Source organism: Pontibacter flavimaris (assembly GCF_001907195.1).
In the GTDB taxonomy this organism is placed as follows: Bacteria; Bacteroidota; Bacteroidia; order Cytophagales; family Hymenobacteraceae; genus Pontibacter; species Pontibacter flavimaris.
In genome coordinates this window covers 110,014-133,990 of sequence record NZ_LVWA01000009.1, presented here as the reverse complement: position 1 = coordinate 133,990, position 23,977 = coordinate 110,014, and the positions used below count along the sequence as shown (strand labels likewise).

At 53.7% G+C, this 23,977-nt stretch carries 22 protein-coding genes and 1 tRNA gene; 11 read left to right on the top strand and 12 right to left on the bottom strand.

The window, feature by feature from the left end; translation table 11 throughout:
* Nucleotides 1–1,428, top strand: coding sequence for a pyruvate kinase (pyk, locus tag A3841_RS14725; RefSeq protein WP_073853222.1), 1,428 nt, complete (start codon nt 1–3; stop codon nt 1,426–1,428).
* A gap of 304 nt (nt 1,429–1,732) precedes the next feature.
* Here the strand turns inward: pyk and rpsT are convergent, their stop codons facing one another.
* Both rpsT and A3841_RS14715 read right to left on the bottom strand, forming a co-directional pair.
* Complete coding sequence (gene rpsT, locus A3841_RS14720; RefSeq protein WP_046310636.1) at nt 1,733–1,990, bottom strand: 30S ribosomal protein S20; 258 nt, start codon at nt 1,988–1,990, stop codon at nt 1,733–1,735.
* Nucleotides 1,991–2,383: 393 nt separating this feature from the next.
* Complete coding sequence (locus tag A3841_RS14715) at nt 2,384–2,803, bottom strand: hypothetical protein (RefSeq protein ID WP_073853219.1); 420 nt, start codon at nt 2,801–2,803, stop codon at nt 2,384–2,386.
* A gap of 133 nt (nt 2,804–2,936) precedes the next feature.
* Between A3841_RS14715 and A3841_RS14710 the strand changes: the two genes are divergently transcribed.
* Nucleotides 2,937–3,890 (top strand): YheT family hydrolase, encoded by a 954-nt coding sequence (locus A3841_RS14710; protein ID WP_073853217.1) that lies wholly within the window; start codon nt 2,937–2,939, stop codon nt 3,888–3,890.
* A gap of 65 nt (nt 3,891–3,955) precedes the next feature.
* On the opposite strand, the gene rsmG is transcribed toward A3841_RS14710, so the two are convergent.
* The 4 genes from rsmG to A3841_RS14690 all read right to left on the bottom strand — a co-directional run bounded on the left by rsmG (nt 3,956) and on the right by A3841_RS14690 (nt 6,851).
* Nucleotides 3,956–4,597 (bottom strand): 16S rRNA (guanine(527)-N(7))-methyltransferase RsmG, encoded by a 642-nt coding sequence (gene rsmG / locus A3841_RS14705; RefSeq protein ID WP_073853214.1) that lies wholly within the window; start codon nt 4,595–4,597, stop codon nt 3,956–3,958.
* A gap of 110 nt (nt 4,598–4,707) precedes the next feature.
* A complete protein-coding gene (locus A3841_RS14700) occupies nt 4,708–4,932 on the bottom strand; it encodes a hypothetical protein (protein WP_073853211.1) in 225 nt (74 codons plus the stop codon).
* Between the two features lie 219 nt (nt 4,933–5,151).
* Complete coding sequence (locus A3841_RS14695; RefSeq protein ID WP_073853209.1) at nt 5,152–5,760, bottom strand: RNA polymerase sigma factor; 609 nt, start codon at nt 5,758–5,760, stop codon at nt 5,152–5,154.
* A complete protein-coding gene (locus A3841_RS14690) occupies nt 5,751–6,851 on the bottom strand; it encodes a glycosyltransferase (RefSeq protein WP_073853461.1) in 1,101 nt (366 codons plus the stop codon). Before A3841_RS14690 ends, A3841_RS14695 begins: the two co-directional genes overlap by 10 nt.
* 358 nt (nt 6,852–7,209) lie before the next feature.
* Here A3841_RS14690 and tgt point away from each other — a divergent pair, with 358 nt between their 5' ends.
* From tgt to A3841_RS14675, 3 genes are all read left to right on the top strand, one after another.
* Entirely contained in the window at nt 7,210–8,340 is a 1,131-nt protein-coding gene (gene tgt / locus A3841_RS14685) for a tRNA guanosine(34) transglycosylase Tgt (RefSeq protein WP_073853207.1), read from the top strand.
* Between the two features lie 90 nt (nt 8,341–8,430).
* Complete coding sequence (locus A3841_RS14680; protein ID WP_073853204.1) at nt 8,431–9,507, top strand: LptF/LptG family permease; 1,077 nt, start codon at nt 8,431–8,433, stop codon at nt 9,505–9,507.
* A complete protein-coding gene (locus tag A3841_RS14675; RefSeq protein WP_073853202.1) occupies nt 9,508–10,449 on the top strand; it encodes a DMT family transporter in 942 nt (313 codons plus the stop codon).
* Here A3841_RS14675 and ispE read toward each other — a convergent pair.
* Complete coding sequence (gene ispE, locus A3841_RS14670; protein WP_073853200.1) at nt 10,405–11,211, bottom strand: 4-(cytidine 5'-diphospho)-2-C-methyl-D-erythritol kinase; 807 nt, start codon at nt 11,209–11,211, stop codon at nt 10,405–10,407. The genes A3841_RS14675 and ispE overlap by 45 nt on opposite strands.
* 245 nt (nt 11,212–11,456) lie before the next feature.
* Here ispE and A3841_RS14665 point away from each other — a divergent pair, with 245 nt between their 5' ends.
* A complete protein-coding gene (locus A3841_RS14665) occupies nt 11,457–12,590 on the top strand; it encodes an aminotransferase class V-fold PLP-dependent enzyme (protein WP_073853198.1) in 1,134 nt (377 codons plus the stop codon).
* A gap of 908 nt (nt 12,591–13,498) precedes the next feature.
* On the opposite strand, the gene A3841_RS14660 is transcribed toward A3841_RS14665, so the two are convergent.
* The gene (locus A3841_RS14660; RefSeq protein ID WP_073853195.1) at nt 13,499–14,629 is read right to left on the bottom strand and encodes a trans-sulfuration enzyme family protein; all 1,131 of its coding nucleotides are present in this window, start codon (nt 14,627–14,629) and stop codon (nt 13,499–13,501) included.
* A gap of 176 nt (nt 14,630–14,805) precedes the next feature.
* Here A3841_RS14660 and A3841_RS14655 point away from each other — a divergent pair, with 176 nt between their 5' ends.
* On the top strand, nt 14,806–16,329 hold the full coding sequence (locus A3841_RS14655) for a potassium/proton antiporter (RefSeq protein WP_073853193.1): 1,524 nt from the start codon (nt 14,806–14,808) through the stop codon (nt 16,327–16,329).
* A gap of 225 nt (nt 16,330–16,554) precedes the next feature.
* Here A3841_RS14655 and atpC read toward each other — a convergent pair whose 3' ends face one another.
* The 4 genes from atpC to A3841_RS14635 form a co-directional block, all read right to left on the bottom strand.
* Nucleotides 16,555–16,800, bottom strand: coding sequence for an ATP synthase F1 subunit epsilon (atpC, locus tag A3841_RS14650; protein WP_073853191.1), 246 nt, complete (start codon nt 16,798–16,800; stop codon nt 16,555–16,557).
* Nucleotides 16,801–16,892: 92 nt separating this feature from the next.
* Nucleotides 16,893–18,404 carry a F0F1 ATP synthase subunit beta gene (atpD, locus tag A3841_RS14645; protein ID WP_073853188.1) on the bottom strand — a complete coding sequence of 504 codons (1,512 nt, stop codon included), beginning with the start codon at nt 18,402–18,404 and terminating at the stop codon, nt 16,893–16,895.
* 222 nt (nt 18,405–18,626) lie between these two features.
* On the bottom strand, nt 18,627–19,127 hold the full coding sequence (locus A3841_RS14640; protein WP_139307977.1) for a hypothetical protein: 501 nt from the start codon (nt 19,125–19,127) through the stop codon (nt 18,627–18,629).
* 81 nt (nt 19,128–19,208) lie between these two features.
* The gene (locus tag A3841_RS14635; protein ID WP_073853183.1) at nt 19,209–19,445 is read right to left on the bottom strand and encodes a hypothetical protein; all 237 of its coding nucleotides are present in this window, start codon (nt 19,443–19,445) and stop codon (nt 19,209–19,211) included.
* 246 nt (nt 19,446–19,691) lie between these two features.
* On the opposite strand from A3841_RS14635, the gene purL reads away from it, so the two are divergent.
* From purL to A3841_RS14615, 4 genes are all read left to right on the top strand, one after another.
* Nucleotides 19,692–21,908 carry a phosphoribosylformylglycinamidine synthase subunit PurL gene (purL, locus tag A3841_RS14630; RefSeq protein WP_073853181.1) on the top strand — a complete coding sequence of 739 codons (2,217 nt, stop codon included), beginning with the start codon at nt 19,692–19,694 and terminating at the stop codon, nt 21,906–21,908.
* Nucleotides 21,909–22,016: 108 nt separating this feature from the next.
* Nucleotides 22,017–22,089: transfer RNA gene (locus A3841_RS14625), tRNA-Gln, on the top strand.
* A 168-nt stretch (nt 22,090–22,257) separates the two neighbouring features.
* Complete coding sequence (locus A3841_RS14620) at nt 22,258–23,187, top strand: ribose-phosphate pyrophosphokinase (protein WP_073853179.1); 930 nt, start codon at nt 22,258–22,260, stop codon at nt 23,185–23,187.
* 108 nt (nt 23,188–23,295) lie between these two features.
* Nucleotides 23,296–23,880, top strand: coding sequence for a 50S ribosomal protein L25/general stress protein Ctc (locus A3841_RS14615; protein ID WP_073853177.1), 585 nt, complete (start codon nt 23,296–23,298; stop codon nt 23,878–23,880).
* Nucleotides 23,881–23,977 lie beyond the last annotated feature (97 nt).

Here is a 23,977-nt window from a genome sequence, read left to right as displayed (position 1 = left end):
ATGGAAGTTACATTTAATAAGACTAAAGTTCTGGCCACCGTAGGGCCAGCCAGTGATTCGTATGAGCGCCTGCTCTCGCTCGTGCATACGGGCGTGAACGCGTTTCGCCTCAATTTCTCCCACGGCGCCTATGAGGCGCACCAGCAGGTGATTAAGCACGTGCGTGAGATCAACCGCCAGCACAATACTAACATTTGCCTGGTGCAGGACCTGCAGGGCCCTAAGATCCGACTGGGAGAAGTGGAGAACGGCAGCGTGGAGATCGTAGAGGGGCAGCGCGTAAAGCTGGTTTGCGATGGCTCTGTGAGCACCGCAAACAGGCTCTCAACTATTTATACCGGCCTAGCAAAAGACGTGAAAGAAGGTGATGCAATCCTGCTGGATGACGGCAAACTTGAACTAAAGGTAATTTCCACAGACGAGGAGCTGGAGGTAGAGACGGAGGTGATTTACGGCGGCATCGTGAAGCCCCGCAAAGGCATCAACCTGCCCAACTCCAGGGTTTCAGCCCCATCTCTAACAGAGAAAGACGTAGAGGACCTACACTTCGGACTGGACAATGACGTGGAGTGGGTGGCCCTTTCGTTTGTGCGCAAGGTGGAGGACATCCACGAGATCAAGCGTATTATCAGAGAGCGCGGCAAGGATACCCGCGTGATCGCGAAGATTGAGAAGCCGGAGGCCATCGAGAACATCGACGAGATCATTGCGGCAACAGACGCTATTATGGTGGCGCGCGGTGACCTGGGCGTGGAAGTAGGTATGGAAAGAGTGCCGATGATCCAGAAAATGCTGATCGACAAGTGTAACATGGCAGCCAAGCCCGTGATTGTGGCCACGCAGATGATGGAAAGTATGATCGTGAACCCGCGCCCTACCCGTGCCGAGACAAACGACGTAGCCAACGCTGTGATTGACGGCGCCCACTGCCTGATGCTGAGCGCAGAGACTGCCGTGGGAGCCTACCCGATCGAGACCATCGAGAGCATGGTGCTCACCATCCGCACGGTGGAGGAGCACCAGGAGGGATTTCATAAAGTATACTCGCCAAATCCGAACTCTGAAACATTCCTGAGCGACATCCTGGTAGCCAACGCCTGCAACCTGGCCCGCGACACGAATGCCAAAGCCATTATCGGCATGACCAAGTCCGGCTACACGGCTTTCCAGTTGGCCAAGTACCGTCCGCAGGCGCACATCTTCGTCTTTACGGAGAACCACCGCCTGCTGAACACCCTGAACCTGGTGTGGGGCGTGCGCGGCTTCTACTACGACAAGTTCGATTCTACCGACAACACGATTGCCGACATCAAGGAAACGCTGCTTAAAGAGGGGCACATCCAGAAGGGCGACGTGTTCATCAACACGGCCAGCATGCCGATAAATGAGCAGAAGCGCACCAACATGATCAAGCTGAGCATCGCCTAACAGTTATACTTGGCAAGTATAAAAAGCGCCCGTGACTTCGGTCCCGGGCGCTTTTTTTGTGGCTGGCTATACGTGTGCGGCAGGCTCTAAAGTATAAAGTACAGGGCGGGAAATTTCCGCAGGTGTATACTTGCGCAGGGCGGCTTTCCTGCACGCTTGCCTGAGGCGGTAAGCTCTGATCAACGTCATCCTATCATACTTTCACCTACCAACTGGCAAAGGCTTATTCAGTTGGGGCAGGCACAAACACAAAAGCCCTGCACGGGGAGTGCAGGGCTTTTGCAAAGTATGGTTCCGTCAGAAACTACGCAGCGATGCTGTTCACGAACTTAGCCAGTTTAGACTTGTTGTTCGCTGCCTTGTTTTTGTGGATGATGTTTTTCTTAGCCAGACGGTCAAGCATGGAAGAAACTGTCTTGTACAGCTCCTGCGCCTCGGCCTTGTCAGTTGTGTTTCTCAGCTTCTTGATGAAAGTACGAGTAGTTTTCGCCTGGTATCTGTTACGAAGACGTTTAGCGTTGTTCGCTCTGATTCTCTTTAGTGCCGACTTATGGTTAGCCATGTTATTCTAATATATTATTTCTGTCTGATGCTTTTCTGAATGAGTCTGCAAAGGTAAACCCTTTGGTATTAATTTCCAAAACACCCCACTCAAAAAATTTCAGTGCGGTACTCGGTTACAAATATAACACAAACAGCGGGCTTAACCTATCATCCGCACCAAAACTACCTCGCTGCTGATGCATTTTTAAGGCTTCCCGGCTCCCGCCAAAAGAACGGTGGCAGCCGGGCCGGATTCCTATACTTTATACTTTCTGCGCTCCCGGCTATCCTGACAGGGCTGATGAAAGTGCTGCCCTGAAGTATAAAATGGGGCTGGGGTTATAAAAAAATCCGCTACGGGAAGTTCCCGCAGCGGATTCTATACTTCTTTTATACTTTAATCAGGTTGCGCTTAGTTATTGTCACGGTTTACGTCCACATCCACGTCTATGTCGTCAATATCACCTAAACGCTGCTGCACCTTGTTTTCGAACTCGTTCCACTCGGTTTTGGTTTTCTCCCAGGCCTGGCGGGTTTCCTCGTCCCAGGTAGAGGCCTCCGCCTCCACCTCGGCTTCGCGGCGCTTGTACTCGGTGCGCATCTCGCGGTACTCATCCTCGGTTACCGTCTCGGCACGGTCGGTGTTGGTGTCCACCCAGGCCTCAAAGTCATCATAAGAGGATCTTGCCTCCATGTTCTCTTCGCTCATTTCGGCCTGTGCCTCGTTTACCTCCGCGTTGGTTTCGTTCTGCGTCTCCTGGCTACAGGCAAACATAAACGAACCCAGGGCAAACGCAAATCCTATTGTTTTAATCTTCGATGTAATTTCCATAGTTGTATTGTTAATGATAGTTTTGGGGTTTATACGGAGAAGAACAGAATATTGATATATAACACGCTAGGTGTAGACATTTTTCCCTGATTTTTCGTATTTACAAGTAGTCAAGTATAAGTTCTTTACCACTATGCCATTACTCTTATCGAAGCACCGGGCGCCCTTTTACCTTTTTAACGGGCATCTGCAAACCATCATCCCGAGTTTATTCAGGCAGGTGGAGGGCGTGCAGTACGAGCGCGAGCGCCTGCCAACGCCTGACGATGATTTTATCGATGTGGACTGGTCGAGGGTGGGATCTGACGCGCTGCTGGTGCTCTCGCACGGGCTGGAGGGCGACTCCCACAGGCCCTACATCACGGGCATGGTCAAGGCGTTTAACGCCGAGGGCGTGGATGCCCTGGCCTGGAACTACCGCAGCTGCAGCGGCGAGCCCAACAAGCTGCTCCGCTCCTACCACCTGGGCGCCTCCGACGACCTGGACTTCGTGCTGCGGCACGCCCTGGCATCGGGCAAGTATAAAAATGTTTACTTAGTGGGGTTCAGCGCTGGTGGCAACATCACGCTCAAGTACCTGGGCGAGGCCCCGGAGCAAGTGCCGGAACAGGTAAAGCGCGCCACCGTGTTCTCCACACCCGTAGACCTGAAGGGATCGGCGCAGCGGATATCCAAAGTATACACCCAGCGCTTCCTGAAGACGCTGGGTGAGAAACTGGAGCAAAAGCGGCAGATGTACCCCAACGACCTGGACCTGACAGACTACAGCCTGCTCTGGAGCTTCCCGGAGTTCGACGACCGCTACACCGCTCCCATCCACGGGTTTAAGAATGCGGAGGAGTACTACGCCCGCGTCAGCGCCAGGCAGTTCCTGAGGGACATACAGGTGCCGACGCTGCTGGTAAACGCCAAAAACGACCCTTTCCTGTCGGTGGAGTGCTTCCCGATGCAGGAAGCGGAGCAAAACCCATACTTTTACCTGGAGGTGCCCGAGGAGGGCGGCCACGTGGGCTTTGCCGAGGACTTCCGGAAAAACCGCTATTACTCGGAGGAGCGGGCTTTAAGGTTTATACTTGAGGGAAAGTAATTGATAATTGCTGATGGGCGACTGCTGCTTTAGCCCGGCCGTCTGCAGGAAAAGCAAGGGGAGGTTTACTTCTTCAGCGGCACGTACACCACCTTCTTTGTCTCGAAGAACTCCTCCTGGAAGTAATCCTTCAGCTCGAAGGTGCGGGTAATAAGGCCGGACTCGGTCAGCTCCTCCTGCAAATCGCCGCCTTTCAGGTAGTACAGGCCTTCACTCTCCAGACCGGTTTTCTTGAAGCTGTTCATCACCCAGGGCCAGAAGTTGGCGAGGCGGGTAACGGCGCGGCTCACAATGAAATCATACTTGTCGCGCACCTGTTCGGCGCGGGTGTGGCTGGCCGTCACGTTGTGCAGGTGCAGCTCGCGGGCTATCTCGTTCACCACGTGTATCTTCTTGCCGATGGAGTCCACCAGGTGGAACCTGACCTCCGGGAACATCACCGCCAGCGGCAGGCCCGGCAGGCCGCCCCCGGTGCCTACGTCCATCACGGAAGTATGGCCGGGAAACTGAACCACCCTGGCAATGCCCAGCGAGTGCAGAATGTGGTGCACCCCCAGCATGTCCATGTCCTTGCGGGAAATCACGTTTATCTTCTGGTTCCACTCCTGGTACAATTCGCCCATGTGTTCATACTTCTGCAACTGGTCTTCGGTAAGCTCCGGGAAGTAACCGGAAAGCAGGGTACGGATGGCGGTAGAATGGGGCATATGTTGCGTTAGGGAGTTTAAGAGTTAGAGAGTTTGGGAGTTATCTCTAGTATACTTCGCGTAGGTAGAGCTGCTCTGTTATAGAACCAGAGGGTTGGGCGTTAAATTTATTAGGCGATGGTAAAGTATAAAATAGCCGTGCCCACAAAGGCAAAGGCCGCCACGCCCAGCCCCATCAGGAAGTCGAACAGCAGCATGAGTCCGGCGTTACGGTACTGCCCCTCATACTTTACGCTCAGCTCACGCCTAATCTTCCCGGGTGCACGCAAGCGCAGGTACAGGTATAGTTTGCCTGCCTTTGCCAATAGTCTGTTTCCTAAAGTTGCATTCATCATGTGTGTATCGTATCAGTTGCAAAAGTATAAAATAAGTCCGGGATATCCATATAAGTATGAAACCCCTGCTGCTTACGGGCAACGGGGGCTTCTAACGTAATCAATCAATGTATTAACCTTAATCTAAAGAATGTTTGTTGTCAGTTGCTGATCGTTGGGTTGCAGGCTTGCAAATCAGCAATGCCGCAAACAACACTTTAACGAGCAGCAATTCAGCAATTAAATCAGGTGCTTCTTGTTCTTCACCATGTCGTAGAGTAGCTCGCGGGCGCGGTGCAGCTGTGCCTTTACGGTGCCCAGCGGGGCGTTCAGCTCGGTGGCGATCTCCTCGTAGCTCAGCTCGTTAAAGTAGCGCAGCGTAACCAGGCGCTGGTACTTCTCGGGCAGCTTGGCCACCACGTACTGCATGATCTCGATCTTCTGGTTCTTGATAGCCTCCTCCTGCGGGTTCAGGTTCTTGTCCTTAAAGTCGATCGTGATCTCGTCGCCGTTGTCGATCTTAATGGCCGAGTCGATCGACATGGTCTTGATCCTGTTCTTGCGGATGAAGTCGATGCAGTTGTTGGTGGCAATGCGGAACAGCCAGGTACTGAAGGCATACTCCGGGTTGAACTTATGCAGGTTCTTGAAGGCCTTGGCAAAAGCCTCTATCGTCAGGTCCTCCGCATCGTCGGCGTTGCGCACCATCTTCAGCACCACGTGGTATACCGGCTTCTTGTAGATGCTCATGAGCTCGGCGTAAGCCTTCTCATCCTTCTCTTCTACTGCCGCCTGTATTAGCTTAAAATCGTGCTTTGCTTTCGCAGAGAATTGTTTGTTTACTTCCATCTGAATTGTTTATACAGTACAACAGATATCCCAAGGAACAGGTAGTTTACAAAGTAAACCAGGTCCAGCACAGGCATCAGCAACAAGGATATTCTATCGTCGAGTCTTCGGGACGCCGCCAAGTAAACGGGAAATACCGCGAGGTAACGAACGCCTACCAGCGCTCCCAAGATAGCTAAATGGCTATTTAGAACAAGAAGAACCAAGAAAAGTATGTAAAAAAGTATATTCGATCCTACAAAAGCCCCTATCCTTCTCCTGTCTGTTGCTTTATAGCGCCCCCCGACCGACAAATGCCTTCTTTTCTGAACGACCCACTCCCGAAACGTCTTTTTGGGAATGCTGGCAGTCTGCGCCTCCTTGTCGATAACAATACTAACCTTACTATTGTTGGCGGCATCGCGGACAAAAAGATCATCGTCGCCGCCCGTTAACTTGATATGAGATGCAAACCCCTTGTTTTTAAAGAAACAAGACTTCGTATAAGATAAGTTTCGGCCAACGCCCATATATGCGCGACCAGCGTTTGCTTGAGACAAATACTGGATTCCGGTCAGTAAGGTTTCATAGCGGATGAGCTGATTCAAAAATCCTTTTAATTGTACATACGGAGAATAGCCAAGTACCACATCTGCCCCCTTATCGTAGCCTGCCTGCATTTTTCTTATCCAGTTTGGGCTGCAGGGGCGGCAGTCGGCGTCGGTGAAGAGCAGGTGCTCATACCTGGCGGCGCGTATGCCCAGCGCCAGCGCATACTTCTTCGAGTTCAGGTACTCCGGCGTCTTTTTAACGGTCACCACCCGGAAGTTCGGGTAGAGGCGCTCCAGCTCATACGTATAAAACTCGGTGTCGTCGTCGGAGCGGTCGTTTACCAGCAGCACCTCAAACTCGGGGTAGTTCTGGTCCAGCAGCGCGGGCAGCAGCACCATCAGGTTCTCCAGCTCGTTGTGCGCGGCCACCACCACCGATACCGGCCGCCGCGCATCGGGCTCCGGGTCCTGGTGCCGGGTAAGGGGCATAAACCTGAAAAAGGCAAAGTATAACTGCACCAGCACGCAAACAGCCAGCACACCCAGAAGTATAAGTGTCACCAAATTAGATTACTGATTTTTTGGAATGCAAAATAGTTGTGCAGCCGGGCTGCCTGGGGTTTCCCTTTTCAAAAATAGGCAAAGTATAACCATTTACGAAGCAAGTGCGGCTATTAAGGCGCGATAATATCCGGTTTTTTCAATAAATAGGGCCTGCTGATTTTATCAAGGTATAAATTGCACTGCCAAGTATGATTTTTAGCCTTACGCAGGCACTAATGCATGGTTTGTGCTGGCGCAGTTCGTATCTTTGCCGGTTGATTAATTTTTGACGGAACTTAAAGGAATAGAAGCCCTTGCGGCAAATCCGGCTTTTGGTGTTGTTTTTGTAAGATGATGCGCCGGCAACCATACAACCATGCAGTTTAATTTAGTAGCAACAGACCCACAGTCCAAAGCCCGCGCCGGGGTGGTGCAAACCGACCATGGCGCCATCGAAACGCCTATCTTTATGCCGGTGGGCACAGCCGGCACGGTAAAGGCGGTGCACCAGCGCGAGCTAAAGGAAGATATCAAGGCCGAGATCATACTTGGCAACACCTACCATTTATACTTGCGCCCGGGCCTGGAAATTCTGGAGAAGGCAGGCGGCCTGCACAAATTCAACGGCTGGGACCGCCCCATGCTGACTGACAGCGGCGGCTACCAGGTGTTCTCGCTGGCCGGTACGCGCAAGATCAAGGAGGAAGGCGTAAAGTTCAAGTCGCACATCGACGGCTCCACGCTCAACTTTACGCCGGAGAACGTGATGGATACACAGCGCACCATCGGCGCCGACATCATCATGGCCTTCGACGAGTGCACCCCCTACCCTTGCGATTATACGTACGCCAAGCACTCGATGGAGCGCACGCACCGCTGGCTGCAGCGCTGCGTAGACCGCTTCGACAGCACCGAGCCCAAGTATGGCTACAACCAAACGCTCTTCCCGATCGTGCAGGGCAGCACCTACAAAGACCTGCGTGTGCAGTCGGCCGAGACCATCGCTAGCTTCGGCCGTGAGGGAAATGCCATTGGCGGTTTATCGGTAGGCGAGCCGGCCGAGATGATGTATGAAATGACCGAGGTGGTGTGTGACATACTGCCAAAAGACAAGCCGCGTTACCTGATGGGTGTGGGCACGCCAGCCAACATCCTGGAGAACATTGCCCTGGGCGTGGACATGTTCGATTGCGTGCTGCCCACACGCAACGCCCGCAACGGCATGCTGTTCACCACGCAGGGCATCATCAACATCCGGAACAAGAAGTGGGCCGATGACTTCAGCCCGATAGACGCGGAGCTGGGTGGCTACGTAAGCACGTTTTACACCAAGGCCTACCTGCGCCACCTCATCCACAGCACTGAGTACCTGGCAGGCCAGATTGCCAGCGTGCACAACCTCACGTTTTTCCTGTGGTTGGTAAAGCAGGCCCGCCAGCACATCCTGAACGGAACTTTCCGCGACTGGAAAGATGTGATGGTAAAGAAATTGATGACACGTTTGTAGTTAGAAAGTTAGAGAGTTAGAAAGTTAAAAAGTTATACTTGCTAATTCTCCCACTTTCTAACTTTCTAACTTTAAACTTTCTAACTTAAGTTGAAGCTCCTCGACAAGTACATACTAAAGAAGTTCCTGAGCGCCTACGTGTTTACGGTGCTGATTTTAGTGGCCGTTATTCTGGTGATTGAATTCACCGAGAAGAATGACGACTTCATCAAGACGAACCCAAGTGCGCACGAGATCCTGTTCGATTATTTTCTGAACCTGGTGCCGTTTTACGCCAACATGCTCAGTCCGATCACGGTGTTCATCGCCACGGTTTTCGTTACGGCCAAGCTGGCCTCGCATACCGAGATTGTGGCCATCCTGAGCAGCGGCGTGAGTTTCAGGCGCCTGCTGGTGCCTTACCTGATAGGTGCCTCGATCATCGGGGCCACTATCTTCGTGCTGATCGGCTGGGTGATCCCCATCGCGAACAAAGAGCGGGTAGCTTTTGAGGTGAAGTACATCAAGAGCCCCTTTACCTACGACAGCCGCAACATCCACATCAAAATCGGGCCGGATGCTTACGTGTACATGGAGAGTTACAACAACGCGGCCCACATTGGCTACAACTTTGCCATGGAAACCATAAAGGGCACTGACCTGCACCAGAAGCTCAGCGCCAGCAGCATCTCCTGGAACGCCGAGAAAGAGAAGTGGCACATCAACCAGTACACGCTGCGCACCTTTGATGGCGAGAACGAAACCATTTACAAAGGCAGCAACCTGGATACCACCCTAAATATGTGGCCCAAGGACTTTGAGAGCACCTACAAGCTGGAGCAGACCCTGACGCTGACGCAGCTGAACGACTACATCAACGAGAAGATAGCACGTGGCGCCGACGACATCGAGACGTACCTCATCGAAAAGTATGAGCGCTTCAGCTACCCCTTCGCCATCATCATACTTACCGTGATCGGGGTGATCGTGAGTGCGCGCAAGGCGCGGGGTGGCGTGGGCTTCCAGATTGCGCTGGGCTTTTTGCTGGCCTTCATCTTCATCATTTTCGTGATCACGAGCCGAAGCCTGGCGCAGGTGGGCGATATTGCGCCGCAGATCGCCGCCTGGATCCCGACCATCGTGTTTACAGGCATCGGCTTTTTATTATACCGTTACGTTCCGCGCTAAATGCCACGTCTCAAAGATTTTATCGAGCTCCACTTTGTTATCTTCCTGTGGGGCTTCACGGCCATACTTGGTAAGCTGATCACCATACCTGCCGTGGAGCTGGTGGCCATGCGCACCCTCATCACGGCGCTGGCGCTGGGAGCCATCATGTATAGGAACGGCACGCCTTTTGGGATAGGGCGCGCCATGGTTATCCGGATCATGCTGGTAGGTGTAGTCATTGCTGCCCACTGGATTCTGTTCTTTGCGGCGGCGCGGGTGTCTTCGGTGTCCATCAGTTTGGTGGGCCTCTCCACCAGCAGCCTCTGGACAGCCTTTCTGGAGCCGCTCTTCAACAAGGGCAAGGTAAAGCCACACGAGATTTTCCTGGCCCTGCTCGTGATCATGGGTCTCTACATCATCTTCCAGCACGAAACCAGTTTCGATAGTGTGCTGGGCATCAGCATGGCCATAGGCGCGGCACTGCTTGGCTCTATCTTCACCATCATCAACGCCAACCTGGTCAAGACGATACCCTCCACCACCATTACCATGTATGAGATGGCCGGGGCGTTTGTGGGCACGGTGCTCTTCTTCCCGGTTTATACGTTATACTTTGCAGAGGGCAGCCTGAACTTCGGCCTTACCGGAATGGATTGGATATACCTGCTGGTGCTGGCGCTGGCCTGCACGGTGTATGCCTACACCGCTTCCGTTCGCCTGATGCAGCGCATCTCAGCCTATACTGTGAACCTGACCGTGAACCTGGAGCCGGTGTATGGGATTATACTTGCCTGGTTTATCTTTAACGAGGGCGACCAGCTATCGCAGGGCTTTTACATAGGCGCCGGGGTTATCCTGCTGAGTGTGTTTATTTACCCTGTGCTGGACACGCTGGAAAAGCGCCGTAAAAGGAAACTACAGCAGCCCCTGCCAGACAGCGTAGTGAGCGGGAAAGACTAAGTTAGGGGGCGTCTCCTTAAACAGGCCGTACACGGCGGAGCCCGAGCCCGTCATGGCGGCATAGGTGGCGCCAGCCTCATAGAGCTGCTCCTTTAGCTGTGGCAGCTCCGGGTACTTCGGGAATAGGGCTTCCTCAAAGTCGTTCTTCAGCACCTCTTTCCATACTTTCACGTCCTGCTTCAGGAGCATCTCCATAGAGCAGGAAGGTTGCTGCGGTTTTATACTTCCGTAAGCCTCTGCCGTGGTGATGTGGATGCCCGGGTAAACCACCACACATGTATAGCCGCTCAGGTCCAGGGCGACCGGCGTAAACACATCCCCGCGTTCCGTGGCGATAACGGGCTTGTTCTGCACGAAGAAAGCGCAGTCGGAGCCCAGTTGGCGGGCGTAGTTCTCCAGTACCTCATCGCTTAGATTTAACGCAAACTGCTGGTTAAGCAGGCGCAGGGTAAAAGCCGCGTCCGCAGAGCCGCCTCCCAGGCCCGCTCCCATGGGTATCACCTTGTGCAGGTGCAGGTGCACCGGCGGCAAGTTGTAATCCTGCTGCAGCAGCTTGTAGGCTTTCAGGCACAGGTTCGTCTCCGGGTTTCCGGGCACCGGCAGGCCCGTCATATCAAACCGCAACTCCTCCGCAGGCAGTAGCTCCAACGCATCGCACCAGCGCACCGGGTAAAAGCACGACTGCAGGTTGTGGAAACCGTCGGGGCGCTTCTCGGTGATGTACAAGCCCAGGTTTATCTTGGCGTTCGGGAAATCGAGCATCGTCTGCGTAGTTGGGTTTAGAGATCGCAAGCTATGAATTTACGCTGAAAACGCGGCCATGGCCCAGCTCTTCCTAAAAAAGTATAGGACTAAACTATTATACTTTGCGGGAAAATGGTATATTAAAGAGCATTTGCACCGCATCTTTACCTGAACCGGGCAGCCAAACTGACGACGACGCCGTATGATAGCATCTGAATCCGAGGCGTCGCAGCCGCAGAAGCCCTACCTCACATTACACTACTATGATTTACAGGCCAGGACGTATTTTCCTTTCGGTGCCGCACATGGGCGGGCATGAGAAGAACTATGCTTTAAAAGCAATAGAGGACAATTGGGTGACCACTGCCGGGCCAAACCTGACGGGCTTTGAGCACGACATCTGCCAGCACACCAACGCCCGCCATGCCGTGGCCCTTAGCTCTGGCACCGCTGCCCTGCATCTGGCCCTGCAGGTGGTAGGCGTAAGGCCCGGCGATGAGGTGCTTTGCTCTACTTTTACCTTTGTGGCCTCGGCTAACCCTATTTTATACTTAGGCGCCCGGCCCGTATTCGTGGAGAGTGAGCCTGAAACGTGGAACATGAGCCCGGAGGCCCTGCACGAAGCCATTGCCGACCGTCTGCGCCTGGGCAAACGCCCGGCCGCCATCATGCTGGTGCACCTATATGGCATGCCCGCCAAGCTAAAGGAGATCATGAGCATTGCGGATGAGTTTGGAATCCCGGTGGTAGAGGATGCAGCGGAGGCGCTGGGCTCGCGCTACAGCGGCCACCAGGTGGGCACGTTCGGGCGCGTGGGTGTCTTCTCCTTCAACGGCAACAAGATCATTACCACGTCGGGGGGCGGCGCGCTTATCTCGGAGGATGGGCAGTTGGTGGAGCAGGCCCGCTTCCTCTCCACACAGGCCAAAGACCCGGCCCCGTACTACGAGCACTCGCAGATGGGCTATAATTACCGGATGAGCAACATCAGCGCCGGTATTGGACGAGGGCAGATGGAGATGCTGGAGAAGCGCATTAAGCAACGTAAGGAGATCTTCCAGTTTTACAGGCAGCAACTCGGCCATATAGAGGGACTGGAGTTTGTCACGGAACCGAAGACCTGCTTCTCTAACCGCTGGCTCACCACCGTGCTTTTACCGGAGCCGCATACGCCGGAAAGTATACGCCTGGCCCTGGAGGAGGAGAACATCGAGACCCGCGCCCTCTGGAAGCCCATGCACCTGCAACCACTCTTTGCGCAGCACCCTTACGTGGGCAACAACCTCAGCGGCAGGCTTTTTGCCCGTGGCCTCTGCCTGCCCAGCAGCAGCAGTATGACGGAGGAAGATCTGGCAAAGGTGGTGAAGCACCTGAGGCGCCTGCTGGAGGTGGTGTAGCCGTTACTCTTTCTAAGGGTCACCCCACCCCATAAGAGCACGGTCTTTCGCAGTGCCGTATCCAACCACCCCTGCCCCTCCCCCGGAACAAGTCCGGGATCCGAGACTTATCCAAGGAGGGGAATTTGTAATAGCTTTGGCTGAAGTATAAGTTTCATAGTTGCTGTTCTCGCGCGTACAGGTCTCGACCTGTCCCTACAAAGTATAAACCCACCCCAACCCCTCCGAGGAGGGGAGTTATACTTGCTCCCTTTCCTGTCATCTCGAGCAGGGCGAGAGATCTATCGGGAATTCTAAAGAGATCTCTCCTAAAGGTCGAGATGACAGTTAGGGCAGAAGCTATCGAATTAGAACCCAGTTTTTCTGTGAGGCGCCTATGCGAGTTTTTCTGGTGCCCGGAGGGCATTGCGACGTCAGGAGCAAAGGAAAAGCTCCCAGCGCCGAGCGGGAAAACGAGCCCTCTCGGGCTTGAGAGCACCAAAGTATGAAATGAAACGGTAGGTATGTAAGTCTATAGGATGAACGGCAGCTACAAAGTATAGCTTAGTTCCAGTTGCAGGAAGCAGCGGCCAGGAAAGTATAAATCAGCAAGTATGAGCAAGTATAAAGAGAAGTATAGTAGTGCGCACTAAGCGGATTAGGAAATCCGCAGCAGCTTTGGTTCCAGACAAGGATGTCCGGAACAGCAAATCAGCCAAAGTATAAGAAGGCACAAGCGGACGCTTGCGCCAGAGATAATCTGAAGTATAGCCAAAGTATAAAGCCCTGCTCATCCCTTCATCCTGAAAATTCTGATTCAGACAAGTATAAAGTATGGCTCTTCAAGCCACCAAAGCCACAGGACCGACACCACAGTAGACACAAGTCGGAGACTCGCGCCAGAGAGTGAACAAAGTATAAGCGCCCTGCTACACCGCCGCCAGCGCCGTCTCCAACTCTGCGATCAGTTCCTCCGGCTCCTCGATCCCTACCGAGAAACGAATCACCCCCACCGTTATACCCAGTTTCTGCTGCTGCTCTGCCGAGAGGGAGCGGTGCGAGGTGCCGAGCGGGTGAGAGATAGAAGTATTCACCCCCGCCAAAGACGGCGCAAACGGAATGCTTGGCAAGGCACGCATAAAGCGGTTTACGGCCGCCGTGTCATCTTTCACCCTGAAGCTAAGCATGCCACCGAACAGCCCTTGTCCCTGCTCCTTTGCCAATTCGTGCTGCGGATGCTCCGCCAGACCCGGGTACCATACTTTCTCCACCTTGGGGTGCTGCTGCAGGTATTGCGCTAGTTGCAGGCCGTTGCTGCTGTGTTGCTTCATACGCAGGCGCAGCGTCTTCAGGCCGCGCGCCGCCAGCCAGCCTTCAAAAGGGCTCAGGTTCAGCCCATATACCTTCATCACCGTTTGCACGCGCTGCAGGTCCTCCTGTTCCCGGCACACCACCACGCCCGCTGTCACGTCGCTGTGGCCCGACAGGTACTTGGTAACGCTGTGGATGACAATGTCAGCGCCCAGCGCCAGCGGCTTGGTAAGTATGGGAGTAGCGAAGGTGTTATCGATCACCAGTTTTATACTTTGCTTCCTGGTTTCCTTAGCCAGTTTGGCAATGTCCAGCACCTGCAGCAGGGGGTTGCTCATGGTTTCTGCCAGCATCAGGCGCGTGTTGGGCCTGGTGTATTGCTGCAAATTATAGGTATCAGCGGTTGGCACATACGTCACCTCCATGCCGATGCGCGTCAGTTCCTGGCTTAGCAGCGCGGCAGAGCCGCCGTAAATCTCCTCTGCGCAGAGCACGTGGTCGCCGGCTTTGCAAACGGCCAGCACCGCCGCCAGTATGGCCGACATACCCGACGAGGTGACCACCCCTCCTGCCCCGCCCTCCAGCTTGTTTACCTCGCGGGCCAGCTCATCGGTGTTCGGGTTGCCGTAGCGGGTGTACATGTAATTCTGCCCCGGCTGCTCAAAGTATAGCTCCAGGGCATCCAGGTCGTCGAAGGCAAACACCGAGGTTTGGTAAATGGGAGTGGTTTTTGGGTGGATATCGGGCATGATGTGTAAGTAAAATTCTGGCTTAATTTAAGGAGGATTTCTTATATTGTAAAAGGCTGCGCCAATTTATAAACCTGAAAGCAATTTGCTTGTTTGGGTTATTCAGTTTTCAGGTAAAGTCTAATTTCAAACCGAAGTATAAAATATAGATTACTTCTAAATCAGCTTAAACAATTATGGGTATAACCGTCGAACTGGCACTTTTTGGCATGGCCATACTTTTTTTCCTGAGCATTCTGGCCGGCAAAGCAGGGCATAAATTCGGGGTGCCGGCCCTCCTGCTCTTCCTCTCGGTAGGGATGCTATGCGGCACCGATGGCCTGGGCATTGAGTTCGAGAACATCCAGGTAGCCCAGACCATCGGCACGGTGGCCCTGTGCATCATCCTGTTCTCGGGCGGTATGGATACCAAGTTCAAAGACATTAAGCCGGTGTTGGCCCAGGGCGTCATCCTGGCTACCTTCGGCGTGCTGCTCACGGCTGTGCTCACCGGAGTGCTTTGCTGGTGGATCCTCGGCATGACCATGGAGTCGGCCGCGATAGGCTTAACCACGGCCCTGCTGCTGGCGGCCACCATGTCCTCAACGGATTCGGCTTCGGTCTTCTCCATTCTCCGCTCCAGAGGGCTGCACCTGAAGAATAACCTGCGCCCCATGCTGGAGTTGGAAAGCGGCAGTAACGACCCGATGGCCTACATTCTCACAATCACGCTGATAGAGATCGTGATGATGGATGCGTCCCCGAACTACCTGGCGGCGGCGGGCATGCTTTTGATGCAGCTCCTGATCGGGGCGGTGGCAGGTTACCTGCTGGGGAGGCTGTCGGTCCGGATCATCAACAGCGTGAAGATCGATAACAGCTCGCTGTACCCTATCCTGGTGTTTACCTGCTGTATTTTCATTTTCTCCGCCACCTACTTTATCAAGGGCAACGGCTACCTGGCCGTCTACATCGCAGGCCTGGTTATCGGCAACTCTCGGTTTGTGCACAAACGCTCCGCCCTGAACTTTTTCGATGGCATGGCCTGGATGAGCCAGTTGATCATGTTCCTCACCCTGGGCCTGCTCGTTAACCCGCGCGAGCTTGTCCCGGTCATTATACCTGGCCTCATCATCAGCTTCCTGATGATCTTTATCACCAGGCCATTAAGCGTTTTCCTGTGCCTACTGCCCTTCCGTAAAATGTCCTTCAAGGGTAAGGTCTTTGTTTCCTGGGTTGGCTTGCGCGGTGCTGTCCCTATCATCTTTGCCATACTTCCGCTGGCCGCCGACGTTCCCCATGCCCGGCTCATCTTCAACATTGTGTTCTTCTGCACCCTGGTATCGCTGGTTATACAGGGCACCTCCCTCTCCAAAATGGCCATCTGGCTGGGCCTGGCCGAGCAACCCGACGACTTGAAGAAACCCGAGGATTTTGATGTGGAGTTCTCAGATGAGATCAAGTCTGTGATGACGGAGCTGAACATAACGGAGCCCGCGCTGAAGAGCGGCAACAAGCTCATGGATCTACCCTTGCCTGAAAAAACGCTTGCCGTGCTGGTAAAGCGCGACGGCAAATACTTTGTGCCCACCGGCAAGACCGAGCTGTTCATCAACGACAAGCTCCTCATCATTACAGACGACCGCGATGCCCTGATGCTCACTCTGAAGAACCTGGGCCTCTCGGGCGCTGCCGCCGCCAGCACCACCGCCACGGCATAGCACCCCCTCCGGGAACACCTGAGTTTATACTTATACTTGCGTCTTGACTTTCCTGCGGGGCTCAGCTCCTGGCTGTGCGTATATTGGGTTATAGGTTGCCTGCCACGAACATGGGGCTGCCCTGATCCATACTTATACTTCCCCAGGTATTCATACTTCCCCAAAGCAACAAGGCCTCCTGCTCACGAAGAACAGGAGGCCTTGTTTATACTTTGTTACCGGCTGTTATGCTGATACAGACTCAGCCAGAACGATGATCTTGTTATTGAGTACTTCTACCACACCACCGTCCACGGTAAAGAACTCCTGCCCTTTGCTGGTAGTGATACGGATGCTTCCTTTTTCAAGGGTGCTGATGAGCGGGGCGTGCATGTCCAGCACCTCGAAAGAGCCGTTGGCTCCCGGAAACTGAGCGGCCTCTACCTCGCCGGCATAAACCTTCTTGTCAGGTGTGATTATCTCTAAATACATCTTTATTAGTTAAGAGTTTAGAGTTAAGAGTTATGAGTTATTGTGGCAGAACCAACTTTTAACTCCTAACTCTTAACTTTTAACTATAAAACCTATTTTGCTTCAGCCAGCATCTTCTCGCCTTTGGCCATTGCGTCTTCAATGGTACCAACCAGGTTAAAGGCTGACTCAGGCAGGTGGTCGTGCTTGCCGTCCATGATCTCGTTAAAGCCACGGATGGTGTCCTTGATGTCTACCAGCACCCCTTTCAGGCCTGTGAACTGCTCGGCCACGTGGAACGGCTGAGACAGGAAGCGCTGCACGCGGCGCGCTCTGTGCACCACCAGTTTATCCTCGTCAGAAAGCTCGTCCATACCCAGGATGGCGATGATGTCCTGAAGCTCCTTGTAGCGCTGCAGGATCTCCTTCACGCGCTGCGCGGTGTTGTAGTGCTCGTCGCCCACAACGTCCGGCGTCAGGATACGTGACGTAGAGTCCAGCGGGTCTACCGCAGGGTAGATACCAAGCTCGGAGATCTTACGGGAAAGTACCGTGGTTGCGTCCAGGTGGGCAAACGTTGTTGCCGGAGCCGGGTCAGTCAAGTCATCGGCAGGTACGTAAACGGCCTGTACCGATGTAATGGAACCGCGCTTGGTTGAGGTAATGCGCTCCTGCATGGCACCCATCTCGGTGGCCAGCGTTGGCTGGTAACCTACCGCAGATGGCATACGACCCAGCAGGGCCGATACCTCAGAACCCGCCTGCGTGAAGCGGAAGATATTGTCTACGAAGAACAGGATGTCACGGCCGGCGTCGCTTGATCCTGGCTCACCATCGCGGTAGTACTCCGCCATCGTCAAACCGGAAAGCGCCACACGGGCACGCGCCCCAGGGGGCTCGTTCATCTGTCCGAACACGAAGGTCGCCTTAGACTCCTTCAGTTCTTCGGTATCTACTTTGGAAAGATCCCAGCCGCCGTGCTCCAGCGACTCCAGGAACTCCTTGCCGTAACGCACGATGCCAGCCTCGATCATCTCGCGCAGCAGGTCGTTCCCCTCACGGGTACGCTCACCTACACCGGCAAATACGGAAAGGCCACCGTGTGCTTTCGCAATGTTGTTGATCAGCTCCTGGATCAATACAGTTTTACCAACACCGGCACCACCGAACAAACCGATCTTACCGCCTTTTGCGTAGGGCTCGATCAGGTCGATTACCTTAATTCCTGTGTAAAGTATCTCAGAAGAAGTGGCAAGGTCCTCGAAGCGAGGGACAGCTCTGTGAATTGGCAGACCACCTGTGCTCACTGGCTGCGGAATACCGTCAATGGCCTCGCCGATCACGTTGAAAAGACGCCCCTTGATGCCTTCGCCTGTCGGCATTTTGATTGGGCCTTCCAGGTCAACCACTTCAGCGCCACGGGTAAGGCCTTCTGTAGAGTCCATCGCAATGGTACGTACACGGTCTTCGCCCAGGTGATTCTGAACCTCCAGCACTACTACCTGGCCGTTGTCTTTCGTCACCTGAAGGGCATCCAGAATATTTGGTAGCTTAGAGTTTTCACCCGCAAAGCTAACGTCCACCACCGGACCGATAACCTGGGTAATTCTGCCAATATTTGCCATTTGACTTTTTATATTGATTAACTAGTATAACGGAGTTATTTCAGGGTGCAAAACTAAGGTATAAATCTCTCATATCCATGCAAGGGTTTAAAAAGTTTTGCGCCATAGGGATAGGCCTTCGCGGCAGGCAACGGAAAAACAGGCACGGCACCTCTGCCATGCAAGCTACATGAAACAAGTATAGTATAAGCAGAATCTAAGTAGGATTAAGCAGAACCCCTGTCAGATATCAACGCGCACCACCCACCGGCCAGCCTCGTTTATCTTAAAGCTGATCACCCGCTCATAGATCACGGTATTCATCTTGTTGGGAGACTTGAAGCGCACAGTTCCCTCAAAAGGCAGCCCAAAGTTCTCAAACAGTATATGGGAACCATCGCTCACCTGGCTACCGCTGCTTCCTGTCATCTGCAGGTCCTGCGGGTTGCGCAGGGGCAGGCCGCTGTCCATGATCACCAGTTCGGCATAGTATCCCTCGTCGCTCCGCTTCGATACGGAGGCCCTTGTTATATTGCGCGAGCTGGTAACGGCGGCCGCGGCCGGCGTACGCTCGTTCTTTGGCTTGATCTTCTTTCGCCGCTCTTTTGCAGCGTCATGCTGGCGCGAGCCCGAGGTTTGCCCCTGCGCCACCGCCGGCTCAGAAACCGGGGCTGTGTTGCAGGTGGCGGCAACCGTGCCGGAACCCCAACACATGCTAATCAGAAGTAGGAATAAGTGTACCATGGCTGCTTGGTCAAAACGCAACAAGGTACGGTTTAACAAGCTGACTCTAAAGCCCTAGCCTCAGAATCACGGCACACTCACCTACAAATTCTTCAGTAACTCTATCTGCTCGTCGTTCAGCAGAATGTAGCGGTTGTTGAAGGGGTTGGCGTAGAATTTCTCGGCGATGATGTACTCTCCCGACTTCAGCTTATGGATGTTGTAGCTGAAGAGGCTGTTAGAGCGCTCAATCACCAACTCGGTGTTGCTCAGGTCTAACACGCGTCCGCAGGTGGTTGTAATCACATCAGGATTCACGATAGTCATAAACTGGGTCATAGATTAAATAATAAGGAGTTGCAGGATTCTTTACGGATAAGCCTCCATAGGGTATCGGTTTATATACAGAAAAAAGGAGATATTTTATTTACCTGAGATCAATGCAATCGCCCCATACTTTAATGCAGGCAAGGGTATGATTCAGCCCTAGAATTCGGTTGCCGGCAAAAAGGCTAGCTTTATAGTTGTGCTCTTAGGGTTTAAGTTGCTATTTTTGCTAAACCGTTACATAAGTCAGCATATAAAGTGGAACAACAACTCACTACCGTAGAAACCGCCCAGAAGCTTGGCCTTCTGGAGGAGGAGTTTGAACGTATCAAACAGATCCTGGGACGTACCCCGAACTTCACCGAGCTCAGTATCTTCTCCGTAATGTGGTCGGAGCACTGCTCTTACAAGAACTCCATTGTCTGGCTTAAAACGCTGCCAAAGACATCGCCGCGCATGCTGGCCGAGGCCGGCGAGGAGAACGCCGGGCTGGTGGACATCGGCGACGGCTACGCCTGCAGCTTTAAGATAGAATCGCATAACCACCCCTCCGCCATTGAGCCTTACCAGGGCGCTGCCACCGGTGTGGGCGGTATCAACAGAGATATTTTCACGATGGGTGCCCGCCCGATCGCGCAGCTGAACTCGCTCCGCTTCGGCAACCCGAAATCAGAGAAAACACAGCGCCTGCTGCGCGGCGTGGTGAAAGGCATTGGCGATTACGGCAACGCCTTTGGCATCCCTACCGTGGGCGGCGAGCTATTCTTCGACGAGTGCTACAACATCAACCCACTGGTAAACGCCTTCTCGGCTGGCATCGTGAAAGTGGGCGAAACCGCCTCTGCTACGTCCTATGGCGTGGGCAACCCGGTGTTCATCGTAGGTTCTGCCACCGGCAAGGATGGTATACACGGCGCCGCTTTCGCCTCTAAAGACATTACCGAAGACTCCGCCAAAGACCTTCCATCGGTTCAGGTGGGTGACCCGTTCCAGGAGAAATTGCTGCTGGAGGCGACGCTGGAGATCATCCAGTCGGGCCACGTGATCGGCATGCAGGACATGGGCGCTGCCGGCATCACCTGCTCTACTTCCGAGATGAGCGCCAAAGGCGAGCATGGCATGGACATCTGGCTGGAGAAGGTGCCGATGCGCCAGGCCAACATGGTGCCGTTCGAGATACTGCTCTCTGAAAGCCAGGAGCGCATGCTCATCGTGATGAAGAAAGGCTACGAGCAGACCATCAAGGACATCTGCGATAAGTGGGACCTCTACTGTGAGCAGATCGGGGTGGTAACGGAAGGCGGCACGCTGCGCTACTACATGAACGGTGAGCTGGCTGCCGAGGTACCTGCCGACGACCTGGTGCTGGGCGGAGGCGCTCCGGTGTACCACCGCGAGTACCGTGAGCCGGCCTACTTTGCCGAGAGCAAGAAATTCAACATCGACCAGGTAGCCGAGCCGGAAGATTACCAGGCCGTGGCCGAGTTCCTGACCACGCACCCGAACATCGCCTCCAAGCGCTGGGTATACCGCCAGTACGACTCCATGGTAGGCACCGCCACCATGACGACCAATGCCCCTTCTGACGCCGCGCTGGTGAAGGTGAAAGGCACGAACAAATCCATTGCGGTGGTGGTGGATTGCAACAGCCGCTACGTGTACGCCGACCCGGAGGAAGGAACAGCCATCGCCGTAGCCGAGGCCGCCCGCAACATCGTGTGCTCGGGTGCCGAGCCGGTGGCCATCACCAACTGCCTCAACTTCGGTAACCCGTATGTGCCGGAAGTATACTGGCACTTTGTGGGCGCCATCAAAGGGATGAGCAAAGCCTGCACCGCCTTCGGCACGCCGGTAACGGGAGGCAACGTGAGCTTCTACAACCAGTCATCCGACGAGGGCCCGGTATTCCCAACACCGACGATTGGCATGCTGGGCATCCTGGAGGACAAGAACAACGCCATGACGCTGGCCTTCCAGAACGCCGGCGACCTTGTTTACATGATCGGTGATGCGCAGAACGACATTGCCTCTTCCGAGTACCTGTACTCCTACCATAACGTGAAGCTCACCCCTGCCCCATACTTTAACATGGACGAGGAACTGAAGCTGCAGGACGTCCTTAAAGAGGTGATCGCGCAGAAGCTGGTGAAGTCGGCGCACGATGTGGCAGATGGAGGTTTATACATCGCGCTGCTGGAGTCTGCCATGCCAAAAGAACTGGGCTTCGACATCCAGACAGACAAGAATTTCAGAAAAGATGCGTACCTGTTCGGAGAGAGCCAGAGCCGCGTAGTGGTTTCTGTTTCCGCAGAGCAGCAGGCGGCTTTCGAAAGCGCCCTTCAAAATAAAGGCGTGAATTTCACGAAATTAGGCACCGTAACAGCCCATGACTGCCATATAGACGGCGAGCTTTTCGGGGGCATCACGGTGGCCAAAAAACACTATGACACGGCCCTGGAGCAGATTTTAGACTAACATTTTTCGAAAAATATTAGCGCAATTGTTTGCAGTTTAAAATCGTCTCTCTATCTTTGCATCACCAAACGACACAGGGGCGAAAGTCCTGAAGTTTAGTAGGGAGATTGTCCGATGGTGTAACTGGCAACACGTCTGATTTTGGTTCAGAAGAGTCCAGGTTCGAGCCCTGGTCGGACAACTTAAAAAGAACAACACTCCAACGGGTGTTGTTCTTTTTTTTGCTGCTACGGCAACTGTAACTGGTTAAAAATCAGAAATATTTCATGCCTGCCATCAGTATTTTTGGTAGCTTTGCGAGCATAATCAACTAAACACAAATCAACCGTTATTTAGTTTTAGCACCATTATGCCCCAAGTTAAGATCTTCTCTGGTTCAGCATCCCGTTACCTGGCTGAGAAAATAGCTGCCGCTTATGGCACTAAGCTCGGCGACCTTACCATCTCCCGTTTCAGCGACGGCGAGATAGGCGTACATTACAATGAGTCAGTTCGTGGCGCGGAGGTGTTTATCGTACTTTCCACGTTTCCGCCTGCCGACAACCTGATGGAGCTGATGCTGCTGGTGGATGCCGCCAAGCGTGCCTCGGCCCACAAGGTGATCGTGGTGATGCCATACTATGGCTACGCGCGCCAGGACAGAAAAGACCAGCCGCGGGTAGCGATAGGCGCTAAGGTGGTGGCCAACGCCATCCAATCGGTAGGCGCTGACCGCCTGATGACCTGCGACCTGCACGCGGGCCAGATCCAGGGCTTCTTCGACATCCCGGTGGATCACCTGGATGGTTCAGCCATTTTTGTGCCTTACCTGCGCAGCCTGAACCTGGGCGAGGACCTGATCTTCGCATCGCCTGACGTGGGGGGTGTGGTGAGAACAAGATCCTTTGCCAAGAACTTTGGCGCCGAAATGGTTGTTTGCGACAAACACCGCAAACGCGCCAACGAGATCGCCTCGATGCAGGTAATCGGCGATGTGGAAGGTATGGACGTGGTGCTGGTGGATGACATGGTGGATACGGCCGGTACAATAACCAAAGCCGCCGAGCTGCTGAAGGCAAAAGGGGCGAAAACGGTTCGCGCCATCGCCACGCACCCGATTCTCTCAGGCCCAGCCTACGAGCGTATCCAGAATTCGGTGCTGGAGGAGCTGGTGGTGTCGGACACGATTCCGCTGCGGCAGCAGAGTTCTAAGATCAAGGTGCTGTCGTTTGCAGACCTGTTCGCCCGGGCGATCAACAACGTGGTAACGCACGAGTCGATCAGCTCGCTATTTATCTAGTTGTTCGTTATCCGTTATTCGACTTCAGAATACGATCAACGATTAACCAACAACTATTAACGAAAACGGCTATACTTTTGTAGCGATATATTTTAACAAAACATTTTTATGAAAACGTTAGAGATTATAGGGTTTAAAAGAGCAAATCTCGGCAAGCAGCAGTCGAAAGAGCTGCGCAATGAGTCTTTAATACCGGGCGTACTGTACGGTGGCCAGGAGCAGGTTCACTTCTATGCTCCAGCTATCCTTTTCCGCGACCTGATTTACACGCCGGAAGTACACGAGGTAGACCTGAACATTGAAGGTACGCATTACCGCGCCATCCTTCAGGACTCTCAGTTCCACCCGGTAAACGAGATGCTGCTGCACGTTGACTTCCTGGAGCTGCAGGACGATAAGCCAGTGAAAATTGACGTTCCGGTTAAGTTTGTTGGTGTTTCTCCTGGTGTATTGGCCGGTGGTAAGCTGGTAACCAAGCTACGTTCTATCAAGATCAAGGCGCTTCCTGCTAACCTGCCAGACTACGTAGAGGTAAACATCTCTGACCTGGAACTTGGCAAGTCTATCAAGGTTTCTAAAATCCAGCCGGACAACTACGAAATCCTGACAAACCCAAGCGCTCCAATCGCTACAGTAACTATTCCGCGTGCCCTTAAGAGTGCACAGATGGAAGAGGCTCGTGGTAAAAAGTAATCTTTTGAGCCACAGCTCAGAATATTCTCAAAAGTCCTGTCCTGCGCTGAGCGGGGCAGGATTTTTTGTTTACCAATTAAATGGATGAATGGCTAAA